This window comes from Sphingobacterium sp. UBA3519 (assembly GCF_002377215.1).
In the GTDB taxonomy this organism is placed as follows: domain Bacteria; phylum Bacteroidota; class Bacteroidia; order Sphingobacteriales; family Sphingobacteriaceae; genus Sphingobacterium; species Sphingobacterium multivorum.
On the sequence record NZ_DFPI01000035.1, the window covers coordinates 81643 to 100618 of the forward strand.

Annotated in this window: 14 protein-coding genes; 5 read left to right on the plus strand and 9 right to left on the minus strand. The window is 35.8% G+C overall.

The genetic code is table 11. The features are described 5' to 3' along the window. The first annotated feature begins 7 nt into the window (after window positions 1–7). Window positions 8–1687: an Ig-like domain-containing protein gene (locus tag B3297_RS22270; protein WP_286779519.1), complete on the plus strand. Its 1680-nt coding sequence runs from the start codon at window positions 8–10 to the stop codon at window positions 1685–1687. A gap of 48 nt (window positions 1688–1735) precedes the next feature. Here B3297_RS22270 and B3297_RS22275 read toward each other — a convergent pair whose 3' ends face one another. Both B3297_RS22275 and nadB read right to left on the minus strand, forming a co-directional pair. Beyond that, entirely contained in the window at window positions 1736–2242 is a 507-nt protein-coding gene (locus B3297_RS22275; protein WP_159333482.1) for a gamma carbonic anhydrase family protein, read from the minus strand. A gap of 5 nt (window positions 2243–2247) precedes the next feature. Then, window positions 2248–3840 (minus strand): L-aspartate oxidase, encoded by a 1593-nt coding sequence (gene nadB, locus B3297_RS22280; RefSeq protein WP_159333483.1) that lies wholly within the window; start codon window positions 3838–3840, stop codon window positions 2248–2250. Between the two features lie 3160 nt (window positions 3841–7000). Here nadB and nadA point away from each other — a divergent pair. Beyond that, window positions 7001–7996: a quinolinate synthase NadA gene (nadA, locus tag B3297_RS22285; RefSeq protein WP_070562663.1), complete on the plus strand. Its 996-nt coding sequence runs from the start codon at window positions 7001–7003 to the stop codon at window positions 7994–7996. Between the two features lie 225 nt (window positions 7997–8221). Beyond that, window positions 8222–9274: a thiamine-phosphate kinase gene (gene thiL, locus B3297_RS22290; protein ID WP_070562660.1), complete on the plus strand. Its 1053-nt coding sequence runs from the start codon at window positions 8222–8224 to the stop codon at window positions 9272–9274. 33 nt (window positions 9275–9307) lie between these two features. Here thiL and B3297_RS22295 read toward each other — a convergent pair whose 3' ends face one another. Then, the gene (locus tag B3297_RS22295) at window positions 9308–10096 is read right to left on the minus strand and encodes a segregation and condensation protein A (protein WP_070562657.1); all 789 of its coding nucleotides are present in this window, start codon (window positions 10094–10096) and stop codon (window positions 9308–9310) included. Window positions 10097–10255: 159 nt separating this feature from the next. Here B3297_RS22295 and dxs point away from each other — a divergent pair, with 159 nt between their 5' ends. Further along, the gene (gene dxs, locus B3297_RS22300; protein ID WP_070562653.1) at window positions 10256–12184 is read left to right on the plus strand and encodes a 1-deoxy-D-xylulose-5-phosphate synthase; all 1929 of its coding nucleotides are present in this window, start codon (window positions 10256–10258) and stop codon (window positions 12182–12184) included. 549 nt (window positions 12185–12733) lie between these two features. Beyond that, window positions 12734–14158 (plus strand): chromosomal replication initiator protein DnaA, encoded by a 1425-nt coding sequence (gene dnaA / locus B3297_RS22305; protein WP_046672557.1) that lies wholly within the window; start codon window positions 12734–12736, stop codon window positions 14156–14158. Window positions 14159–14307: 149 nt separating this feature from the next. Here the strand turns inward: dnaA and B3297_RS22310 are convergent, their stop codons facing one another. The 6 genes from B3297_RS22310 to B3297_RS22335 form a co-directional block, all read right to left on the minus strand. Further along, window positions 14308–14709, minus strand: coding sequence for a hypothetical protein (locus B3297_RS22310; RefSeq protein ID WP_070562646.1), 402 nt, complete (start codon window positions 14707–14709; stop codon window positions 14308–14310). 54 nt (window positions 14710–14763) lie between these two features. Then, window positions 14764–15147: a hypothetical protein gene (locus B3297_RS22315; protein ID WP_112375167.1), complete on the minus strand. Its 384-nt coding sequence runs from the start codon at window positions 15145–15147 to the stop codon at window positions 14764–14766. Window positions 15148–15494: 347 nt separating this feature from the next. Next, window positions 15495–15863 carry a hypothetical protein gene (locus B3297_RS22320; RefSeq protein WP_286779520.1) on the minus strand — a complete coding sequence of 123 codons (369 nt, stop codon included), beginning with the start codon at window positions 15861–15863 and terminating at the stop codon, window positions 15495–15497. A 161-nt stretch (window positions 15864–16024) separates the two neighbouring features. Next, a complete protein-coding gene (gene lpxK / locus B3297_RS22325) occupies window positions 16025–17074 on the minus strand; it encodes a tetraacyldisaccharide 4'-kinase (RefSeq protein WP_070562637.1) in 1050 nt (349 codons plus the stop codon). Then, on the minus strand, window positions 17071–17541 hold the full coding sequence (locus B3297_RS22330) for a gliding motility lipoprotein GldH (RefSeq protein ID WP_286709788.1): 471 nt from the start codon (window positions 17539–17541) through the stop codon (window positions 17071–17073). Before B3297_RS22330 ends, lpxK begins: the two co-directional genes overlap by 4 nt. A gap of 53 nt (window positions 17542–17594) precedes the next feature. Continuing rightward, window positions 17595–18968: a PSP1 domain-containing protein gene (locus tag B3297_RS22335; RefSeq protein ID WP_172462425.1), complete on the minus strand. Its 1374-nt coding sequence runs from the start codon at window positions 18966–18968 to the stop codon at window positions 17595–17597. Between the last annotated feature and the right edge of the window lie 8 nt (window positions 18969–18976).

The following is an 18976-nucleotide window of genomic DNA, read 5'->3' on the forward strand; positions in this document are numbered from 1 at the left end:
ATTTTTTATGACAACTTCTTTAAGAGAAAATAAAAGTGGTTCAGAAAGGCTAAAAAGTAGCTTAAAAACAAGATTACTTATTTTAAGCATGTTTATTATGCTTATTGGCTTGTCCATACAATGTGCGAGCATACAACAGCCCACGGGGGGGCCAAAAGATTCTATTCCTCCGAAGATACTATTGGAAAGCCCTACGAATTTTTCGAAGAATTTTACAGCTAAAAAAATAGTGATCACGTTTGACGAGTATATCAAGCTGGCAAATCAACAAAAGGAATTCAGTATTACGCCAGACATGGGAAGCAATCCAGAAATCAAGGTGAAGAAAAAAAATCTAGAAATTACCTTACCTGATTCCCTAGAAAAGAATACAACCTACAGCATATACTTCGGTAAAGGACTAGTTGATTATAACGCTGGAAATGCATTGGTCAATTATGCTTACGTATTCGCGACAGGAGATAAAATAGATTCACTCAGTATATCCGGTAATGTAAAAAGTGCTATAACGAAAGAGGTCCAAAAGGATGTTAAAGTCTTGTTGATCCCCATTAGCCAAGACTCGATTTTTGGTAAAAAGAAGGCGAATATATTCACGACAACGGATACTGCAGGTAACTATAAACTAAACAATCTAAGAGAGGGAACTTATCGCATTTACGCACTTCAAGAAAAAAATAACGATAGAATCTATAATGGTGCTGATGAAGAAATAGGTTTCCTAAAAGACTCTATCGTGCTAGAGCGAGACTTGAGCAATATCAACTTGGAGATCTTCAAAGGAATCCCAAAAAAGTTTAGAACCCAAGAGAAGAAATTTGAAAAAAATGGAAGTATACTTCTTGTTTTTAATAGAAGAGTCGACAAGCCCAAACTTGATATCCTAAATGACGAAGTAAACAACAAGGATAAAAAAGTACGTTTTTCAAAGACATCAGACTCGGCTACTTTGTTTATTCCAAATTTAAAAATAGACTCCCTAAAGCTTGTTCTGACAGAAAATGAAAGACCATTGGATACCATTCTCATTAGAAAAGGGAATGTAAAAATAGAGCAGACAATTGAGCCTATTTTTACGCCAAATAATGGACGGGTCGATCGAATTACACACCTTCAGGTATCTGCTTTCACACCGATCAAAAATATCGATAAAACCAAGTTAAAATTCAAAGAAGACTCATTGGTCCGGACCAATTACCAACTAGCCGTAGATACAGCAAATACCAATATCTACCATATTCGCTATAATTGGAGAAAAGAGAAAAAGTACCAAATCGAGTTTACAGAAGGCGCTATAACAGGCTATTTTGGCGAACAAAACAAAGAGAAAAAGCTCGATTTGACCTATGACGATAGTGAAAACTATGGGGATCTGACATTTGATTTTACAGATCTAGATAGCAATACAACCTATTTGGTTGAGTTAATCAATGAGAAAAAAGATAAGGTCTATCGCGTCGACAAAATAAACATGAACACCCCGGCTGTTGTATACAAACAGTATCCTGGAGGAAAGTATAGTATACGTGTGATACGCGACGACAATAATAATGGAATCTGGGACACTGGAGATGTCGAAAAGAAAACTTTTCCTGAACCTGTTGTATATCTAAATAAAGTATTTACGATACGTGCTAATTGGGAACAGAAAGATAGTTTTTCATTGAGTGGCCTCAAAAAAAATTAATTGAGGCCATTCTAAAATAACTTATTTAATATTGCTAATTCGATTAAGCTAAAACCAGGAACTGTACAGAACATAATTATGTGGTAGTTTCTGCAATAGATCTTTCTGCTCTTCAGTAAGTGCTTTTATCTTTTTGGCAGGTACTCCAGCATATAGAAATCCCGATTCACAACGAGTATTTTCCAAAACTACTGCACCAGCTGCTACAATAACATTCGATTCAACAATCGCATTATCCATAACGATAGCTCCCATACCAATGAGTACATGATCTTCCAAAATACATCCATGTACCATAGCCTGATGCCCTATACTTACATAATTTCCGATCGAAGTACCGCATTTCTTATAGGTACAATGTATAACCGCTCCATCTTGAATATTAGTATAATTACCGATACGAATATAATTGACATCTCCGCGTATGACAGCATTAAACCATACCGAACAGTGATGTCCAATCTCCACATCGCCTACAATCGTTGAATTGGGTGCTAAGAAGCATTCTTCGGCTATCACCGGAGATTTATCCAAAACAGATAAAATAAGTGCCATATTCCTTAAAAAATTGTATCCTGTAATACTTCCGAATGTTTCGGATAGTCCGTTGTATAATGCAATCCCCTACTTTCTTTCCGTAACATAGCTGATTTTGTCACGATATAAGCTACTTGAATAACATTACGTAATTCACACAGTTTAACAGAAAGCCTTGTATTTCGATAAAATTCTTCGGTCTCCTCATACAAGAGATGTAGCCGTTTAAGAGCTCTTTCAAGCCTAAAATCGGAACGGACAATGCCAACATAGTCACTCATAATCTTTTGGCACTCGCGTAAATTATGACTTACCAAAATATCCTCATTTGAAAGAGAGGTTTTAGAGTCATCCCATTCGGGGACATCAACAATATGGTTAATCAATCCTATCGACTTTGTGGCATCCAGGAAAATACGATGTGCATAAACAAGCGCTTCAAGAAGTGAATTAGAAGCTAATCGGTTTGCCCCATGTAGGCCAGTAGAAGAACACTCTCCGCAAGCATATAAGTTAACGAGGCTACTGCGTCCAAAATCATCTACATAAATGCCTCCACAGAGGTAATGCGCAGCCGGTGTAACTGGTATAAAATCCTTCGCCATATCCAGTCCGATCGAAAGACACTTTTCATAAATATTTGGAAAATGCTTGATAATATCTTCCTTATTCCGATGCGTGATATCAAGGTACACATAATCTATACCAGATTTCTTCATCTCGGCATCAATAGCTCTAGCAACGATGTCTCTTGGTGCCAAAGAAGCACGTTCATCGTACTCCTCCATGAAAGATTCACCATTGATCCTTCTTAAAATACCTCCAAATCCACGTACGGCTTCAGATACCAAAAATGCAGGAGAGTCCTTTGGATTGTATAAAGAAGTAGGGTGAAATTGCATAAACTCCATATTACGTACCTTACCTTTTGCCCGATACACCATAGCAATACCATCTCCAGTCGCAATAGTTGGATTTGTTGTACTTGAATAAACATGCCCTGCTCCTCCAGAAGCCATCACAGTAACCTTACTCAAAATCTTATCTACTAAATGTGATGAGGTATTAAAAGCATAAATTCCATAACAGGTAACGTCTTCCCTGTTCTTATCCACGTATTCCCCCAAATGATGCTGTGTAATCAAATCAATGGCAAAGTAATGCGTTACGATTTCAATGTTGGGATCACTATGTGCTTGCGCCAATAATGCACGCTCAATTTCATAGCCAGTTATATCTTTATAATGCAAAATACGATGAGCGGAATGTCCCCCCTCTTTTGCCAGATCATATAACCCCGACTCCTCCTTGTCAAATGATGTTCCGTATGAAATAAGTTCTGCAATCCGTTCCGGTGCTTCTCTCACTACGTTTTCCACAATTTCAACATCGCATAAACCATCCCCAGCAATCTGAGTATCAATGATATGCTTTTCAAAGCTATCTGACTTATCCACAACGGCAGCCACTCCCCCTTGCGCATATTTTGTATTAGACTCATCCTCATTGGACTTAGTGACTATCAATACTTTACCGAATTTCGATGCTTTTAAAGCAAAGCTTAATCCAGCAATACCTGATCCAATGACCAAAAAATCTACCTTTCTATCTGCCATATAAATTAAAATTCACAAACTATCCCCAAAAGTGACGATTCAAATTAACGAAAAATGTGGAAAACGTGTAAATAAAAGGTTAAATAAAAATGAAAAGTATTTAACAATTCACAAATCTCCTATTTTCAAGCCTTATTTCTAAAATTTTTCCGCACAAAAATCTAGAGATTTCCACATTTTCTAAACAAAAACTATTCAACAAAAATATATGGAAAATAAAAAATAAGATAATTTAGAATTTTAAAAATCAGGTCTTTAATGAATAAATTCTGTTGAAAAATTGTTGAAAACTCTATAAAAACCTAAAATCAAAATCGAAATAACCTAATTTATACCACTTTTCCACACCATAATAAACAATAAGAGATTTTCTATTTTAAATAATTAGTATTTATTGAAAAAAAAGATTGTGGAATACGTTCGAAAATCTTTGTTTAGTTTTGTCAAGTTCGATTAGAAGCGGTTAGATTTCGATATTCGGGAATTATAAAGTCCCCTATTGAAATATTTAATTCTAATTGAGTTTATTTTATTTTTTAAATTTCCTATTGACTTTTAAAGCGCTTTAGGATTGACTATTTATTTTATTTTTTTTGTGTATGGATTTAATCTAGTTTCAGCGCGTTATTTATAATTTTTTTAAAAAAAATATAGGTTTAAGTCGTTTTATACTTGGATATTTTCCCGTGTGGGATCTTATTTCAATTTTATCGCTTTGTAACCGATAGAAATCGGCTCAGAAAAGTTTTAATTCTAATTTGGATGCTATGAGATTTTAATATTTCTGTCTTTAGAGCAGATAAATTCTTTTATTGAATTCTAATAGTTGCTAATCTTTGCTTTTAAAATTGATATGAAAAAGGCAATTTAATTGATTTTGATATTTGGATTTTAAACTGTTTGAGGTTTGCTTATTTGCGTATTTTTTTCAAAAATATGTGAATTTTGCTTTCTCAACGAGGTAAAATTGGCGTCAAAAATTTCTGTACTTTATCAGCAAAGTTTTCAAAAATGGAAATTGAGAGGTATTTGGTTATTGGAATTTTTTATTCCTGGATCTGCCTGTTTATATTCAGATTTGGCTACGATATTTGTTTGGTTTTCGGGGGATTGAATTTTAAACAGAATCTCAAGGGGATTGTTTAAAAATATACCTGTTTAGAATTGGATATTTTTTAAAAATTTGTTTTCAGGGCTTTTTAAGACATTCTATAGCCTTAAATAGTAAATTTTTTAAGATCTAACTGAAATTCGAAGATTGACTTGTTAATAATTTTGGAATGCAGATAATTTCTTCAAATAATTTATTGCAGAACAAACAATCTTACTATATTTGCAGCCCAACATCGGTTAAATGGAGGAAATATCCAAATTTAGATCAGTGACATTAGAATATTTTGGATTATTGCTATCTGGCAATTTTTTAGATCATTCTCAGGGTTTATTTTTCTAAAATTAAGCTCTTATAGATTGAATATATTTTGTTGATTCGTTATTTGTATGGAATATTTAATTCTAAGCGAGTTTGTCGTTTTTAAAGCGCTTTATCAGTTGCATATTTAGTATTTTTTTTAATATTATCTATATATTTGAATCTCGAGTACTATAAATCCGCAAATTTTAATGCAAATTTTAGAAATGGCTAAATTTTGAATAATTTATTTTTTATTTTATATGAATTAATATCTTTTAAGTTATACATTTTGAGTTTATTGTAATTTATGCGATAGTTATTGCCAGATGATTATTCTAGCGGGATATACGCTCCGATTGTGTTATATTGAGTTTAGAATAGAGCTATTTAAAGGATTTTTATCTAGATACAAGGTATTATTAACTTTATTTTGTGTTATTTCGACTGAATTTGTGATTGCTGTAAAATTTCCTGTAATTAGATAGCAAAAAAAGTTTTATTAAGCTTCTTAGAATTAAATAAAAGCACTACTCTAGATCACAGCGGTCAATTTTTAATTCTCATCCAGTTTATTTTGGATACTATACACATTATTTTAGTCGGATTTCAATTTGCGGGAATTAGTGCCTTTTAAAGTCGCTTCTACTCGACTCATTTGATCTTTTTATAAATATCTAATTCTTATCGTGTTTATTCTGAATTATTTTATTCAACCCTATTAGGCCTGATCCGATAAATTTATCCCTGTTATATTCCTATATTCATTTTTACAGGCTAATAATTCTTATATATGCTATTCTCGACGGGTTTATTTTGGAAATAATGCCTCCTATTGGTTATTTGCGGCGTATTATGATTTAGGAAAATTGATTTTGGTCCTACGCTGGTCATCGTTGCTGTATGAGTTGGCAAATGAGAATATATAAACTTCAGCTACTCGCGATTAGAATGCCATATATTGGTTAGGCAGTGATAAAATATGCTATAGACGATTCTAAGAGCCTTTATTTCATTTTCGGTGCTATTTTTATGCTTTCCGTGCTGCACGTATAGACAATTCTCTCAAAATTTGCGAAAATAAACTCGCTGAGAATTTGATATAAAATTATACATCAATCCAAGATTTATTAATCTATCCTATACGGCCTCAAAACCGTTTTCTTATCTGAAATGTTAATAAATAAAGCTTCCTTTTGTGCCATATTTTTCATTGTTTTGTAATATGCCTAAAAACGTTTCTTAGGCTACGAAAGTAAGTTATGGATGAAACTGATTTTCGAAGATCGAAATAATGTGAAATAAGCCCTTTCAGTTTTTGTTATAAACGAAGAGCTTGAATAGTTTTCCAAATATCCAAGTCTAAAAGAGTTTATATGGGCATAACACTGTATAATTAAACTGTATATAAATTAATTTAACTATTAAGGTTTGTTAATGTTTGTTTTGCATGATCAAGTACATATATTGCTGTCAGTTCTACAAAATCATGTAATTGGACAAAAGTCGCCATTGTTCGATCAAATTTACAAACTTACATTATCCAATGAGCTCGACTTAAAAAACACGTTGTAATCTGTTACTAATTAATAATAGGTTTTATATCAGTGTTTTATTCACTATAATCTACTAATGGATCAAATGGAAGCGAGAGCTATATTACCACGACTTGATTAATTTGCTTTTAATTGACTTTTATATATATAACAATGCTTATTTTTGTTGCTCATAAAAGTTGAAACTACTCGCATGGAAATTGTAAATTATGAGCTTCAAGCAAAAGGTTATATCGATGCTCCGATTGATCCCTCACTGGATTTGATTAAAGAGATCCAACGCTTAAAGAAAGAAAAGAAGGCTGTCATCTTGGCTCACTATTATCAAGAGTCTGAAATACAAGATATAGCAGATTATATAGGAGATAGTCTTGGCTTATCGCAGGAAGCTGCGAAAACCGATGCAGATGTAATTGTTTTTGCTGGAGTACATTTCATGGCTGAGACGGCTAAAATACTTTCACCGACGAAGAAGGTTCTTTTGCCAGATGCTAAAGCCGGTTGTTCATTGTCAGATTCATGCCCACCACATCTTTTTGCTAAATTTAAAGAGCAATATCCTGATCATTTGGTGATTACCTATGTAAATTGTACGGCTGAATTGAAAGCTCTTTCAGATATTGTATGCACATCAAGCAACGCTGTTCAGATTGTTGAGAGTCTTCCGGAGGATCAGAAAATCATTTTCGGTCCAGATCGCAACCTAGGTGCATATGTTAAGAAGAAAACAGGACGTGACCTGGTACTTTGGAATGGAGCTTGTATGGTGCATGAAATTTTTTCTCAAGATAAAATTGACCGTTTGAAAAGCGAGCACCCCGAGGCTAAGTTTATTGCCCATCCAGAGTGTGAAGATCATATACTCGCGATAGCTGATTATGTGGGATCGACTGCTGGAATGCTTAAATTTACCCAAACAGATAAAGCCCAGGCTTATATTGTTGCTACAGAATCAGGCATTCTTTACCAAATGCAAAAAGCGAGTCCACATAAGACTTTTATTCCTGCTCCTCCTAATAATGCCTGTGCATGTAATGATTGTCCGCATATGAAGCTTAATACGCTTGAAAAGCTATACAACTGTCTAAAGTATGAGTCCCCTGAAATTCTTCTTACTGAGGATGTGATTCTTCGTGCACAACGTCCTATTGAACGTATGTTGGAAATATCAGCGCGCTTAGGACTATAGATTTGTTGTATTTTGCTACGATTAGCTATCGTAGATTATTGATTTTTAACGTAATACAAACAATTTTTATGAATGTTTGTCCTAGCTTGTAATTAAGACGCTTAGCTGGATAAGCATATAAATTCATTGGACTTATAGCTATACTTGTTTTGTAATGCCATCTTAATGCATCAGTCAAAGATGATTATCCGGCATTACCTATATTAAACTTTTAAACTTTTTAGCATGTTTGATTTTGATAATACCGAGCGGACCAATCTAGAGGAAATGGGCGAGTTTGGACTGATTGATTATATAAGTAAGGCTGTTGAATTGACAGAGAAATCCACTGTGAAGGGGATTGGGGATGATGCGGCTGTTTTAGATTTCGAAGGTAAGAAGACTTTGGTATCGACTGATCTATTGTTGGAAGGGATTCATTTTGATCTTAGGTATGTACCATTAAAACATTTAGGTTATAAAGCTGTTCAAGTCAATTTGAGCGATATTTATGCGATGAATGGAATAGCTTCTCAAATTACCTTTTCAATCGGTATGTCCTCTAAATTTCCATTAGAAGCCGTAGAGGAAATTTATCAAGGAGCTTTGATTGCCTGTAAGAAGTATAATGTCGATTTAATCGGGGGTGACACTTCGGCTTCAGCACAGGGGCTGGTTATTTCTGTGACAAGTATAGGCTATGCTGATGCAGATCAGATCGTTTATCGTAGTGGAGCACAGGAAGGAGATCTATTGTGTGTGTCCGGTGACCTCGGTGCAGCTTATATGGGCTTACAACTCTTGGAACGTGAGAAAGAGATTTATTTAGAAAATCCGAATGTACAACCTGATTTGGAAGGAAAGGATTATATCGTTGAACGCCAATTGAAACCTGAAGCCCGGAAAGACATTGTTGAATTATTTGCCAAGCTAGGGATCAAGCCCACAGCGATGATGGATATTTCGGACGGGCTTGCATCTGAAATTCTTCATATTTGCCGACAATCAGATAAAGGATGCCGATTATATGAGGAAAAAATTCCATTGGATCAGATGACTTATGATACGGGGCGGGAATTTGGCATTGATCCAACCGTAGCTGCACTTAATGGTGGTGAGGACTATGAGTTATTGTTTACAATAGCGCAATCGGATCACGATAAAATTAAGAATTTACCTGATATTAGTATTATTGGTTATATGACGCCAAGATCGGAAGGTTGTGAGATGATTTCCAAATCTGGGAATCTTTATCCGATAACGGCACAAGGCTGGAATGCATTTAAGAAAAAAGATTAATACGAAAAAGACCTGTTCAAAACAGGTCTTTTTTTATGCTTCTTCCTCCTCAAACAGGAGTTCCTCCGTCTCATTTGGATCTCTTTCACCTACATTGAAATTGTTATAGCCTAAGCCCACTTCGATCTGTAATAATCGCTGCTGGAGCATTTCGAGAATCGCTAAAAAGTTATAGACGAACTGTATTTTATTTTCTGAGTTTTTAAGAATTTCTTGAAAATCTAATTTTTTATTGATTTCAATCAGTTCGGCAATTGCTTTCTTCTGTTGTTCAATGGTGTATGGGTATTTGACAACTGTATGGGTTACTTCAGGGGGACGATTACGGAATTGATACATCATTTGCTCGTAAATCATCATTAGACCATAGAGGTCGAAGCTATCCAAATTTTCTCCGGTAGAATCTAATTTTAGTCTTTGTTGGATATCATAGCGTATGTTGCCTCGATTGTATAGTTTGAGACGATTTTCTTCCAAGACCCTCAATTCTTCACAGGTCTCTTTAAATTGCTTATAGAGAATAAGTTTTTGAACAAGATCTTCTCTAAGATCGATTTCATTTTCATTGTCGTCCAGATCCAGACGAGGCAAGAGCATTTTAGCTTTAATACGCATCAGTGTCGAAGCAACAAAGATAAACTCGCTTGCCATTTCCATATTGAGCGCTTGCATTTGGCTCACATACGATAAAAAATCATCTGTAATCTTTGAGATCGGTATATCGTGGATATTTAGTTCATCCCGTTCGATAAAAAATAATAATAAATCAAAAGGTCCCTCAAATTGAGGAAGCTTGATTTCGTAGCCTTCTTCTACTTGCATATCTTATACAAATTTACATATAAAATCTTTTGGAATAACTTCGATACAAACTATTCATTATTTTATTTGTTGTTCATCAATATGTAAATGCGATTTATTTTAAAGATTAAATAAAATTGTCGTTACTTTGTACGAACATATCATGTAAATAGCAGTACTATGCAGTTTGAGGCTGGAGAACTATTAAGTAAAATAAACGATCCCTCTGATCTTAAAAAGCTAAAGGAAGACCAATTAGAACAGTTAAGTCAGGAATTACGTCAATTTATTATTGATCAGGTTTCGGTTAATGGTGGTCACTTTGCAGCAAGTTTGGGAGTCGTCGAGTTAACGGTGGCGTTACATTACGTAATGAATACCCCATACGATCAATTGATTTGGGATGTAGGTCATCAGGCTTATGGGCATAAAATCCTAACGGGGCGTCGCGATATATTTCATACAAATCGAATTGAGAACGGAATTTCGGGTTTTCCTAACCGTTTTGAATCTCAATACGATGCATTTGGTGTTGGACACTCGTCAACATCTATTTCTGCAGCATTAGGCATGGCAGTCGCTTCCCAAATAAAGGGTGAAAAGGATCGTCAGCATATCGCGGTTATCGGTGATGGTGCCTTGACTGGTGGAATGGCATTTGAAGCACTGAATCATGCCGGTATTTCGAAATCAAACCTTTTGGTTATTCTGAATGACAACTGCATGTCCATTGACCCTAATGTAGGCGCATTGAAGGAGTATTTGACAAGTATAACAACCTCCAAGCGCTATAATCGTTTTAGAGACGATATCGCAGCTGTATTGACCAAGATTTCGGAAGTTGGTCCAAATGCACTTGGTATTGCCAAAAAATTGGAAAAAAGCATAAAGGGAACTTTATTAAAAAATGCCAATCTCTTTGAATCTTTAAATTTTAGATATTTTGGACCGGTTGATGGGCATGATGTCAAGAAATTGGCTAAGACCCTTGAAGACCTTAAGCATATACCGGGGCCTAAATTATTGCATGCCGTCACCATCAAAGGAAAAGGTTTTGCGCTAGCTGAAAAAGATCAGACGAAATGGCATGCTCCAGGTCTATTCGATAAAATTACGGGTGAGATCAAGAAGTCTTTGAATGATAAACCGGTAGCACCTAAATTTCAAGATGTTTTTGGACATACTTTAGTTGAGCTTGCGGAAGAAAATGATAAGATTGTGGGGATCACGCCTGCAATGCCTTCTGGTTCTTCCTTGAACATTATGATGAAAGCTATGCCTGACCGTGCATTTGACGTTGGTATTGCTGAGCAGCATGCAGTTACATTCAGTGCGGGACTCGCAACACAGGGATTATTACCATTCTGTAATATCTATTCGTCGTTTATGCAACGCGCTTATGATCAAGTCATCCATGATGTTGCATTACAAAATCTGAATGTTGTTTTCTGTTTGGATCGTGCGGGAGTGGTCGGTGCGGATGGTGCGACACATCATGGCGCTTATGATATCGCTTTTATGCGCTGTGTTCCAAATATGACGGTTTCTGCGCCGATGAATGAGGAAGAGTTACGAAATTTAATGTATACAGCGCAGTTACCCAATAAAGGTCCGTTTGTTATTAGATATCCTAGAGGAAATGGTGTTATGCCAGACTGGCGTCGCCCATTTACAGAAATAGAAATAGGAAAGGGGCGTCTTATATCAGCAGGTGAGGAGCTTGCTATCTTAAGTTTTGGAGCGATAGGAAATGAAGCTGTTAAAGCGGTACAGCAGTTAAATGAACTGGGAATACATCCAGCGCATTATGATCTTCGATTTGCTAAACCATTGGATGAAGCTTTGCTTCATCAGGTCTTTCAGAAATTTGATAAAATTATCACGGTTGAAGATGGAAGTTTACAGGGGGGCATAGGTTCGGCTGTATTGGAGTTTATGGCCGATCACGGATATCATAGCCAGGTTGTTCGTTTGGGTATTCCGGATAAGATCATTGAGCATGCTGAACAAAATGCACAGTGGAAGCATGCACACTACGATGCTGATGCTATCGTATCAGAAGCCAAAAAACTTTGCAATGGAAAATTGACCAGCTCAATGGTCGGATAAGAGCTATACATTTGAAAAATGAAAAAGGAGATCAATTTTGATCTCCTTTTTCATTTTTCAAGGGTAGGGATGTTTGAATTTAGAACTCATCTCATCTGTTACAATTTGTTTTTTTCTGTCCTATAATCCGCATTGATTTTTGTTTTAAGGTTGTGCGTAAATAACTTTAATAGTCCTCTGACAATGATGTTAAGTTGGCTTTAAATTCTTATAAATTTAATATTAAAAATATATGAACTAAAGATTGTAATTAGCTATTATTTTGGTTAATTTAGATTTAGACCTTAAGGACTGATAGGTAGTAAGTTTGCTACTTTTTTTGTTCTTTTTTTTGAAATAAATTTGGAATGTTAATAATTATTTTTAGAGATCAATTTTAGCGCTAGTTTTCCACAATTTTACACGGTAAAATACTGATATATAATGTATTATCAATTATTTTATATTTTAGTTTTTTAGCTGATTTTTTTTTGTCATCTTCGTTCTCAGAGAAAGTTATCAACATATTTTTTGTCGCGTATTGTAAATCAACTTATTAACAATTTTAGAATGGAAAAAACGTATTCAAGTGTCTGGAATAATTGTCTTTCGATTATCAAAGATAATATACCAGCACAAAGTTTCAAGACCTGGTTTGAACCTGTGAAAGCAGTCCGTTTGGAGGGTGACGTTTTGACTATTCAAGTGCCTAGCTTATTTTTTTATGAGTGGTTGGAAGAACACTATGTAGGAATTCTTCGCAAGACCGTAAAGAAATTCCTAGGAGAACAAGGTAGATTGGAATACAATATTGTAGTGGAGAAGTCTTCAGCTTCTCATCCTTATACGACTAATCTTCCATCGAATGGCAATGGAGCAGAAGGGAAAAGGCAATCTATCCCTGTGCCGGTATCTTTAAATAGGGATATCAAAAATCCGTTTGTTATTCCTGGATTGAAAAAATTGCAGGTTGATCCGCAATTGAATCAAAACTATACATTCGAAAATTTTATCGAAGGTGAGTGTAACCGTCTTGCTCGTTCTGCAGGATATGCTGTGGCGAATAAACCGGGTGGTACTTCATTCAACCCTTTGATGATTTATGGTGATGTTGGTTTAGGAAAGACACACCTTGCCCAAGCAATCGGAAATGAAATCAAGAGAAATCTTCCCGATAAACTGGTCATTTATGTGTCTTGTGAAAAATTCTGTCAACAGTTTGTGGATTCATTGAAAAATAACACAATCAATGACTTCGTTAACTTTTATCAAGCAATGGATGTCATCATTATGGATGATGTGCATAATTTTGCTGGTAAAGAAAAAACACAGGATATTTTCTTCCATATTTTTAATCATTTGCATCAATCTGGAAAGCAGATTATTTTAACTTCAGACAAGGCGCCTAAGGATTTAGCTGGTTTGGAGGAACGTTTGCTTAGTCGTTTTAAATGGGGATTATCTGCAGATATTCAGATTCCTGATCTTGAGACGAGAATGGCAATTTTGAAGAAGAAGATGTATTCTGACGGTATTGATTTACCTGAAAATGTAGTGGAATATGTCGCAACACAAATCGATAACAGTGTTCGTGAATTGGAAGGAGCTATGGTTTCATTATTGGCTCAATCTACATTGAACAAGAAAGAGATCGATTTGGGTTTAGCAAAATCGATGTTGAAGAACTTTGTGAAGAATACCCATAAGGAAATTTCAATGGACTTTATTCAGAAATTGGTTTGTGAATATTTTGAAGTTCCTGTAGATATGGTAAAGTCGAAAGTTAGGAAGCGTGAAATCGTGCAGGCCAGGCAAATTTCGATGTATTTAGCAAAAGCTCATACCAAATCTTCACTAAAATCGATCGGAGCTTTCTTCGGAGGAAGAGACCACTCGACAGTCATTTATGCATGTCAAACCGTAGAGGATTTAATTGAAACTGACAAGAAATTTAAGACTTATGTAAGTGACATTATGAAAAAATTGAAATCTTAATGTCAATTACCGTAAGCAGTAAACAAAAGGGGCTATCCAAGATGATTGGATAGCCCTTTTTTAATGCATTTAAGCTCTTGTAAGGTATTAAAAAACCTCTGGACATAATCTAGTCCAGAGGTTTTTCATTCTTAATAGAACGATTGTTGTTATTGATTGCTCTGTCCGTTGCCGGATTCGTTTTGTTCAGTTTTTTCTTGAGTCGCAGGAATACTTACTGGGGGTCTCTCTGTGACATATTTCTGATAAGCTGTCTTTTGTTCATCGGTGAGCAGTTGTGCTATCTTAGTATCGGATTCACCTTGAATTTTGGTTATGCTTTCCTTTTTGGCATCAGCTGTAGCTGTCGCGTCCTGGATAACGGCTGCAATAGCCTTTTCTTGGTTTAATACGATGGTTGACACAGCTGTTTTTTGCTCTTCGTTTAATGTTAGCTTTGTCACTAATTCGGTCACCACTTTGGTTGCATTCTCTTCTGGGGTTGTTTGTTGTGCAAATGTTAGGCTCATTGCTAGAAAGAAACCTATACCTGTTAAAAATAGCTTTTTCATGATGTTTAATTTTAGATGAAATTATTCAATGTTTATTCTCTATTTTTTTCACTATTAACGCGTGGGGTCAGTTGTTACTGGTTGTTTTGTCCCAGGGGCTGATTTCGCCGGTCTCTCAGCAATTATTTTTTGGTAAAGTGCTTTTTGATCCTCGGTTAGCAGCTGGCTGACTTTGGTGTCTACCTCGCTTTGAAGCTTATTTAGTGCTTCATTTTTTACTTCAGCAGAGGAGCTACTGTCTTTTGTTATCGTTTGCTCGGTTTTTGCCTGATCCAATAATATAGTTGATACTGCAGTCTTTTGCTCATCATTCAGATTCAGTTTCTGAACAAGTTCAGTTGTTGCTTTTGCCGCAGTTTCCTCCGGAGTACCCTGTTGGGCAAATGTTAGGCTGAGGGCCAAAAAGAATCCGATTCCTGTTAAAATTAGCTTTTTCATATCTATTGTATTTAAAAAGTTACAATTAAACTGTTTTACTATAAAACTTTGAATTGGTATTTATATTGTATTAAAGTTGTTACTTTAACAAATTTTTAACACAGGATAATGTGTTAATGGATTGTAAAACAATACGTTGGTTTTGTTTTAGGATAAACAAAACAAGGTAACGATGATTTATCCGATGCCGGATATCTTGTTCGGCGCGATCACCTCGTGATGATTAAAATATACTGCATTGACTAAGACTTGTATGGGTAAATAATGGTATACACAAAATAGATACAAGCAATAAAAAAGGCCCCTGTACATAAAACAAGAGCCTTTCTTTAAAAGAATTTTAATCATTAATTATCGGAACGTTTAGACATTCTTTCCTTCATTTTTTCTTGTTGTTCGTCAAATAACTTACCTTGTTCGGGACTAAGCCAAGATTTGATCTTAGCTGTTTGTATTTCCTGAAGCTGTTTGAATTTTTCCATATTTGCCTTGCGATCTCCGCCATCGTTTCGAAGAGCAGCCCGTTGTTGCGCTTGGGTCAATGTAATGTTATAGATCGAATCCTTTTGTGTTTGATTGAGGCTAAGTAATTTGTCAAGATGCTCTACACGCATTTTAGCTTGTTCCTCAGGACTGCGTTGTTGACGTTGTTGCGCAAAAACTCCTGTAGCGCTTAATAATAAACAGGCTACTGCCATTAAAATTTTCTTTTTCATCTTTGTATAGTTTATATCATGAATGCCAATCATTGTAATTGTGCACTCTATTTGTTTATTGTCCATCCCTATGGACAGAAAAGACTTTTAAGTAGTTTCGTTTACCTATTGAATATAAATTTGAGGAAAAAGTCTAGTATAGCAATTTATCTTAACAAAATTTAAGGTTGATTAACACTTTGAGCTACTGCATTATGGATTGTTTTAAGGAATAGTTCTTTATGGATAGGATCATGAAATTGTAGGCCTATTGGAAGATAGGCCAAATCAATAGCCGCCAATTGTTGTTGAAATGGTTTTAACCGCTGAAAGTCTTTTTCGGTAGTCAACAGCATTTTGTTACTACTAGCTAGGCTTCGGTAGGATTTTGTAATTTGTTCAATATCTGATTCACTAAAAGTATGATGATCCCCAAAAGATAGGTGTTTGACCAAATTTGCCTTCTTTTTGATATAATCCACGAGCGGTTGCGGTTTGGCAATGCCTGTAACCAAAATAACATCGCTGTCGTTGAAATCGATCGTATTTCCGACGCTGTCAATGGCTTGAAAGTAATTTATATGGCTAAAAGTAATTAATGCGTTCTTATTATAGCGTCTGATTTTATGTTCTATACGCTTTTTATCAGGGTTCGAGAGATCTATTGGACATTTGGTAATTGTTATAATCTGCGCCCGTTTGGCTTCAATCAGTAAGTCCCTAAAGTTTCCTGTAGGAAAAACAAACATGGGACTACCAAATGATAAAAAATCAAACAATAGAATATTAAAAAGCGGCGATAATTTTCGATGCTGATAGGCATCATCCAGAATAATCAGTTGATGATCTGATTGAAGTTTTTCTATTCCCGTACAGCGGTCTTCACAAACCGCAACGGTAACCGATGGAAATTTATTTTTGAATTGTAAGGGTTCATCGCCAACATTGTTTGCTAGCGAATCGGTCTTTACCAAATGAAATCCGCTAGTCACCCGCCCATAGCCTCGACTAAGTATTGCTGTTTTATACTGATCTTTGAGGCTCGAAACAACAAATTCAGTCATTGGGCTTTTTCCTGTACCTCCGACAGAAAGGTTACCGATTACAATCGTGGGAATTTCAAATGACTTTGAGCTGAGCAGCTTGAAATCGTATAGTCTATTTCTTAGCCATACGATTAAGCCGTATAGGATCGAAAAGGGGAATAATAGATAACGTAAAAAAGCAATCATTTTGGAATAACCGTTAGTCCGACGTCGGTGATTTCTTTCAACGGATTTTCTTTCATATTCTGCATGATGGAAATAGTATACATACCTGTATCCGGAAATAGGTAATCTTTATGGATTATGGATTGGTTATTATATAAGCTCCCTGAGGATTTTCCGAGCCATTTTCCATCGGATCGAGCCATTTTTATTTCTTTGCGGAAAATAGATTGCTTCTTATCTGGACCACGTTGGTAGATCAGGATAAAAAGGTTCGAAAAGGCATATTCCGGTGTATGACGGACATCCATTAATACATCATATCGTTTGGTTTTATCACTAATATGAAATTGAAAGCTAGGCGGTGATGTATTCAACCAAGCTTTATTATCAATGGGTTTGTTATCATTTATAATGGAAGTCTGTTCACAAGAACCCCCTATGCAAATACATAATATACCAATAAGAAATGGTGTGCGTTTGAGTCTCATGTTTATTTATAAAAAGAATATGCCTAATGGGTTAAAATTAGGCATATTTTTTTTTATTCTGCTTTTGGAGCAGCATTGTTGTTATTACCTTTGTTTTTATTCCGATGGCGGTTAAAACGTTTCTTTGGTCTATTCCCACCTTCTTTATTGTCTTTATTCACCGTAGGTGCTGTAGAATCGTTCGCTACCTGAGGTTTTCCCCCTTGTTTGGGTGGATTTGGGTCCGACTTTTCAGTCTTTTGTCCAGCCTTATTTTCCGGTTTGACTGTGTTGCTTTTTGATTTTCTTTTTTTCTTTCTTTTATTCCGATCATCAAGTCGCGTTAAGCTATCTTGGCCGACCACATTTTCATAATCGTAGTTGATATTTTTCTCTTCTCTGACTTCATCGTTATCTACTGCACTCGAAATAGCTTCCGGTTTGATTCCCTGCTTATTCATTTCGACAAGCTCTTTGACTTGTTGAACGGGGATGGCAATCCAATTTTCAGCTCCAGGAAAAGAGAACCACATCATTTTCTTGAAGATATCGGTCTTTTGAAGATAAGCAACTCCTTTTTGTGTTTCGATGCGGTCGATATTATTTGGGATGTCTTTTAAAGCATCCATGTAGCTATCCAATTCATAATTGAGACAGCATTTTAATTTTCCGCATTGGCCCGCTAATTTTAACGTATTCAACGAAAGATTTTGATAACGTGCTGCCGATGTAGAAACCGTTTTGAAATCCGTTAACCAGGTTGAACAGCAAAGTTCGCGACCACAGGAGCCGATGCCACCGAGGCGGCTAGCTTCTTGTCGCATACCTATCTGGCGCATTTCTATGCGTATCCTGAAAGATTCGGCCATTTTTTTGATAAGCTCACGGAAATCCACGCGGCCCTCAGCTGTGTAGTAGAAGGTAGCCTTGGTTTTATCACCCTGGTAGTCAACATCAGAAATCTTCATGGACAAACCCAGGTCCAAAGCCAGTTTACGGGCTTTGTGCATCGTTTCCCATTCGAGATCTTTTGCTGCGTTATACTTCTCTACATCCATTTCATTGGGCTTCCGATAGATTTTTTTAGTTACCATTTCTGGGGTAACATTGTTCTTTTTTAATTGTAGTCTGACCAATTCACCTGTTAAGGAGACATGTCCGACATCATAGCCACCGGTAGAAGGTTCTACGACCACCATTTCCCCCATTTCTAGGTAGGTATTGTCTACATTAATAAAGAAATCTTTTCGTGATCCCTTGAATCGTACTTCGACGATATTAAATGGTTTATAGTTTGAAGGCATATCCATATCGGAAAGCCAGTCATATACATCTAATTTATTACATCCGCTAGTCATGCAAGAGCCATTGTTCTGACATCCTGCTGGTGTACCATTTGTCGTGGTAGTACCGCAACCTCCGCCGGATGAGCAACTGCCACATCCCATAGTTTTCT

Bases quoted from the DNA above. Each gene is read 5' to 3' on its own strand.
- B3297_RS22270 (WP_286779519.1), top strand. From the start codon at position 8: ATGACAACTTCTTTAAGAGAAAATAAAAGTGGTTCAGAAAGGCTAAAA.
- B3297_RS22275 (WP_159333482.1), bottom strand. From the start codon at position 2,242: ATGGCACTTATTTTATCTGTTTTGGATAAATCTCCGGTGATAGCCGAA.
- nadB (WP_159333483.1), bottom strand. From the start codon at position 3,840: ATGGCAGATAGAAAGGTAGATTTTTTGGTCATTGGATCAGGTATTGCT.
- nadA (WP_070562663.1), top strand. From the start codon at position 7,001: ATGGAAATTGTAAATTATGAGCTTCAAGCAAAAGGTTATATCGATGCT.
- thiL (WP_070562660.1), top strand. From the start codon at position 8,222: ATGTTTGATTTTGATAATACCGAGCGGACCAATCTAGAGGAAATGGGC.
- B3297_RS22295 (WP_070562657.1), bottom strand. From the start codon at position 10,096: ATGCAAGTAGAAGAAGGCTACGAAATCAAGCTTCCTCAATTTGAGGGA.
- dxs (WP_070562653.1), top strand. From the start codon at position 10,256: ATGCAGTTTGAGGCTGGAGAACTATTAAGTAAAATAAACGATCCCTCT.
- dnaA (WP_046672557.1), top strand. From the start codon at position 12,734: ATGGAAAAAACGTATTCAAGTGTCTGGAATAATTGTCTTTCGATTATC.
- B3297_RS22310 (WP_070562646.1), bottom strand. From the start codon at position 14,709: ATGAAAAAGCTATTTTTAACAGGTATAGGTTTCTTTCTAGCAATGAGC.
- B3297_RS22315 (WP_112375167.1), bottom strand. From the start codon at position 15,147: ATGAAAAAGCTAATTTTAACAGGAATCGGATTCTTTTTGGCCCTCAGC.
- B3297_RS22320 (WP_286779520.1), bottom strand. From the start codon at position 15,863: ATGAAAAAGAAAATTTTAATGGCAGTAGCCTGTTTATTATTAAGCGCT.
- lpxK (WP_070562637.1), bottom strand. From the start codon at position 17,074: ATGATTGCTTTTTTACGTTATCTATTATTCCCCTTTTCGATCCTATAC.
- B3297_RS22330 (WP_286709788.1), bottom strand. From the start codon at position 17,541: ATGAGACTCAAACGCACACCATTTCTTATTGGTATATTATGTATTTGC.
- B3297_RS22335 (WP_172462425.1), bottom strand. From the start codon at position 18,968: ATGGGATGTGGCAGTTGCTCATCCGGCGGAGGTTGCGGTACTACCACG.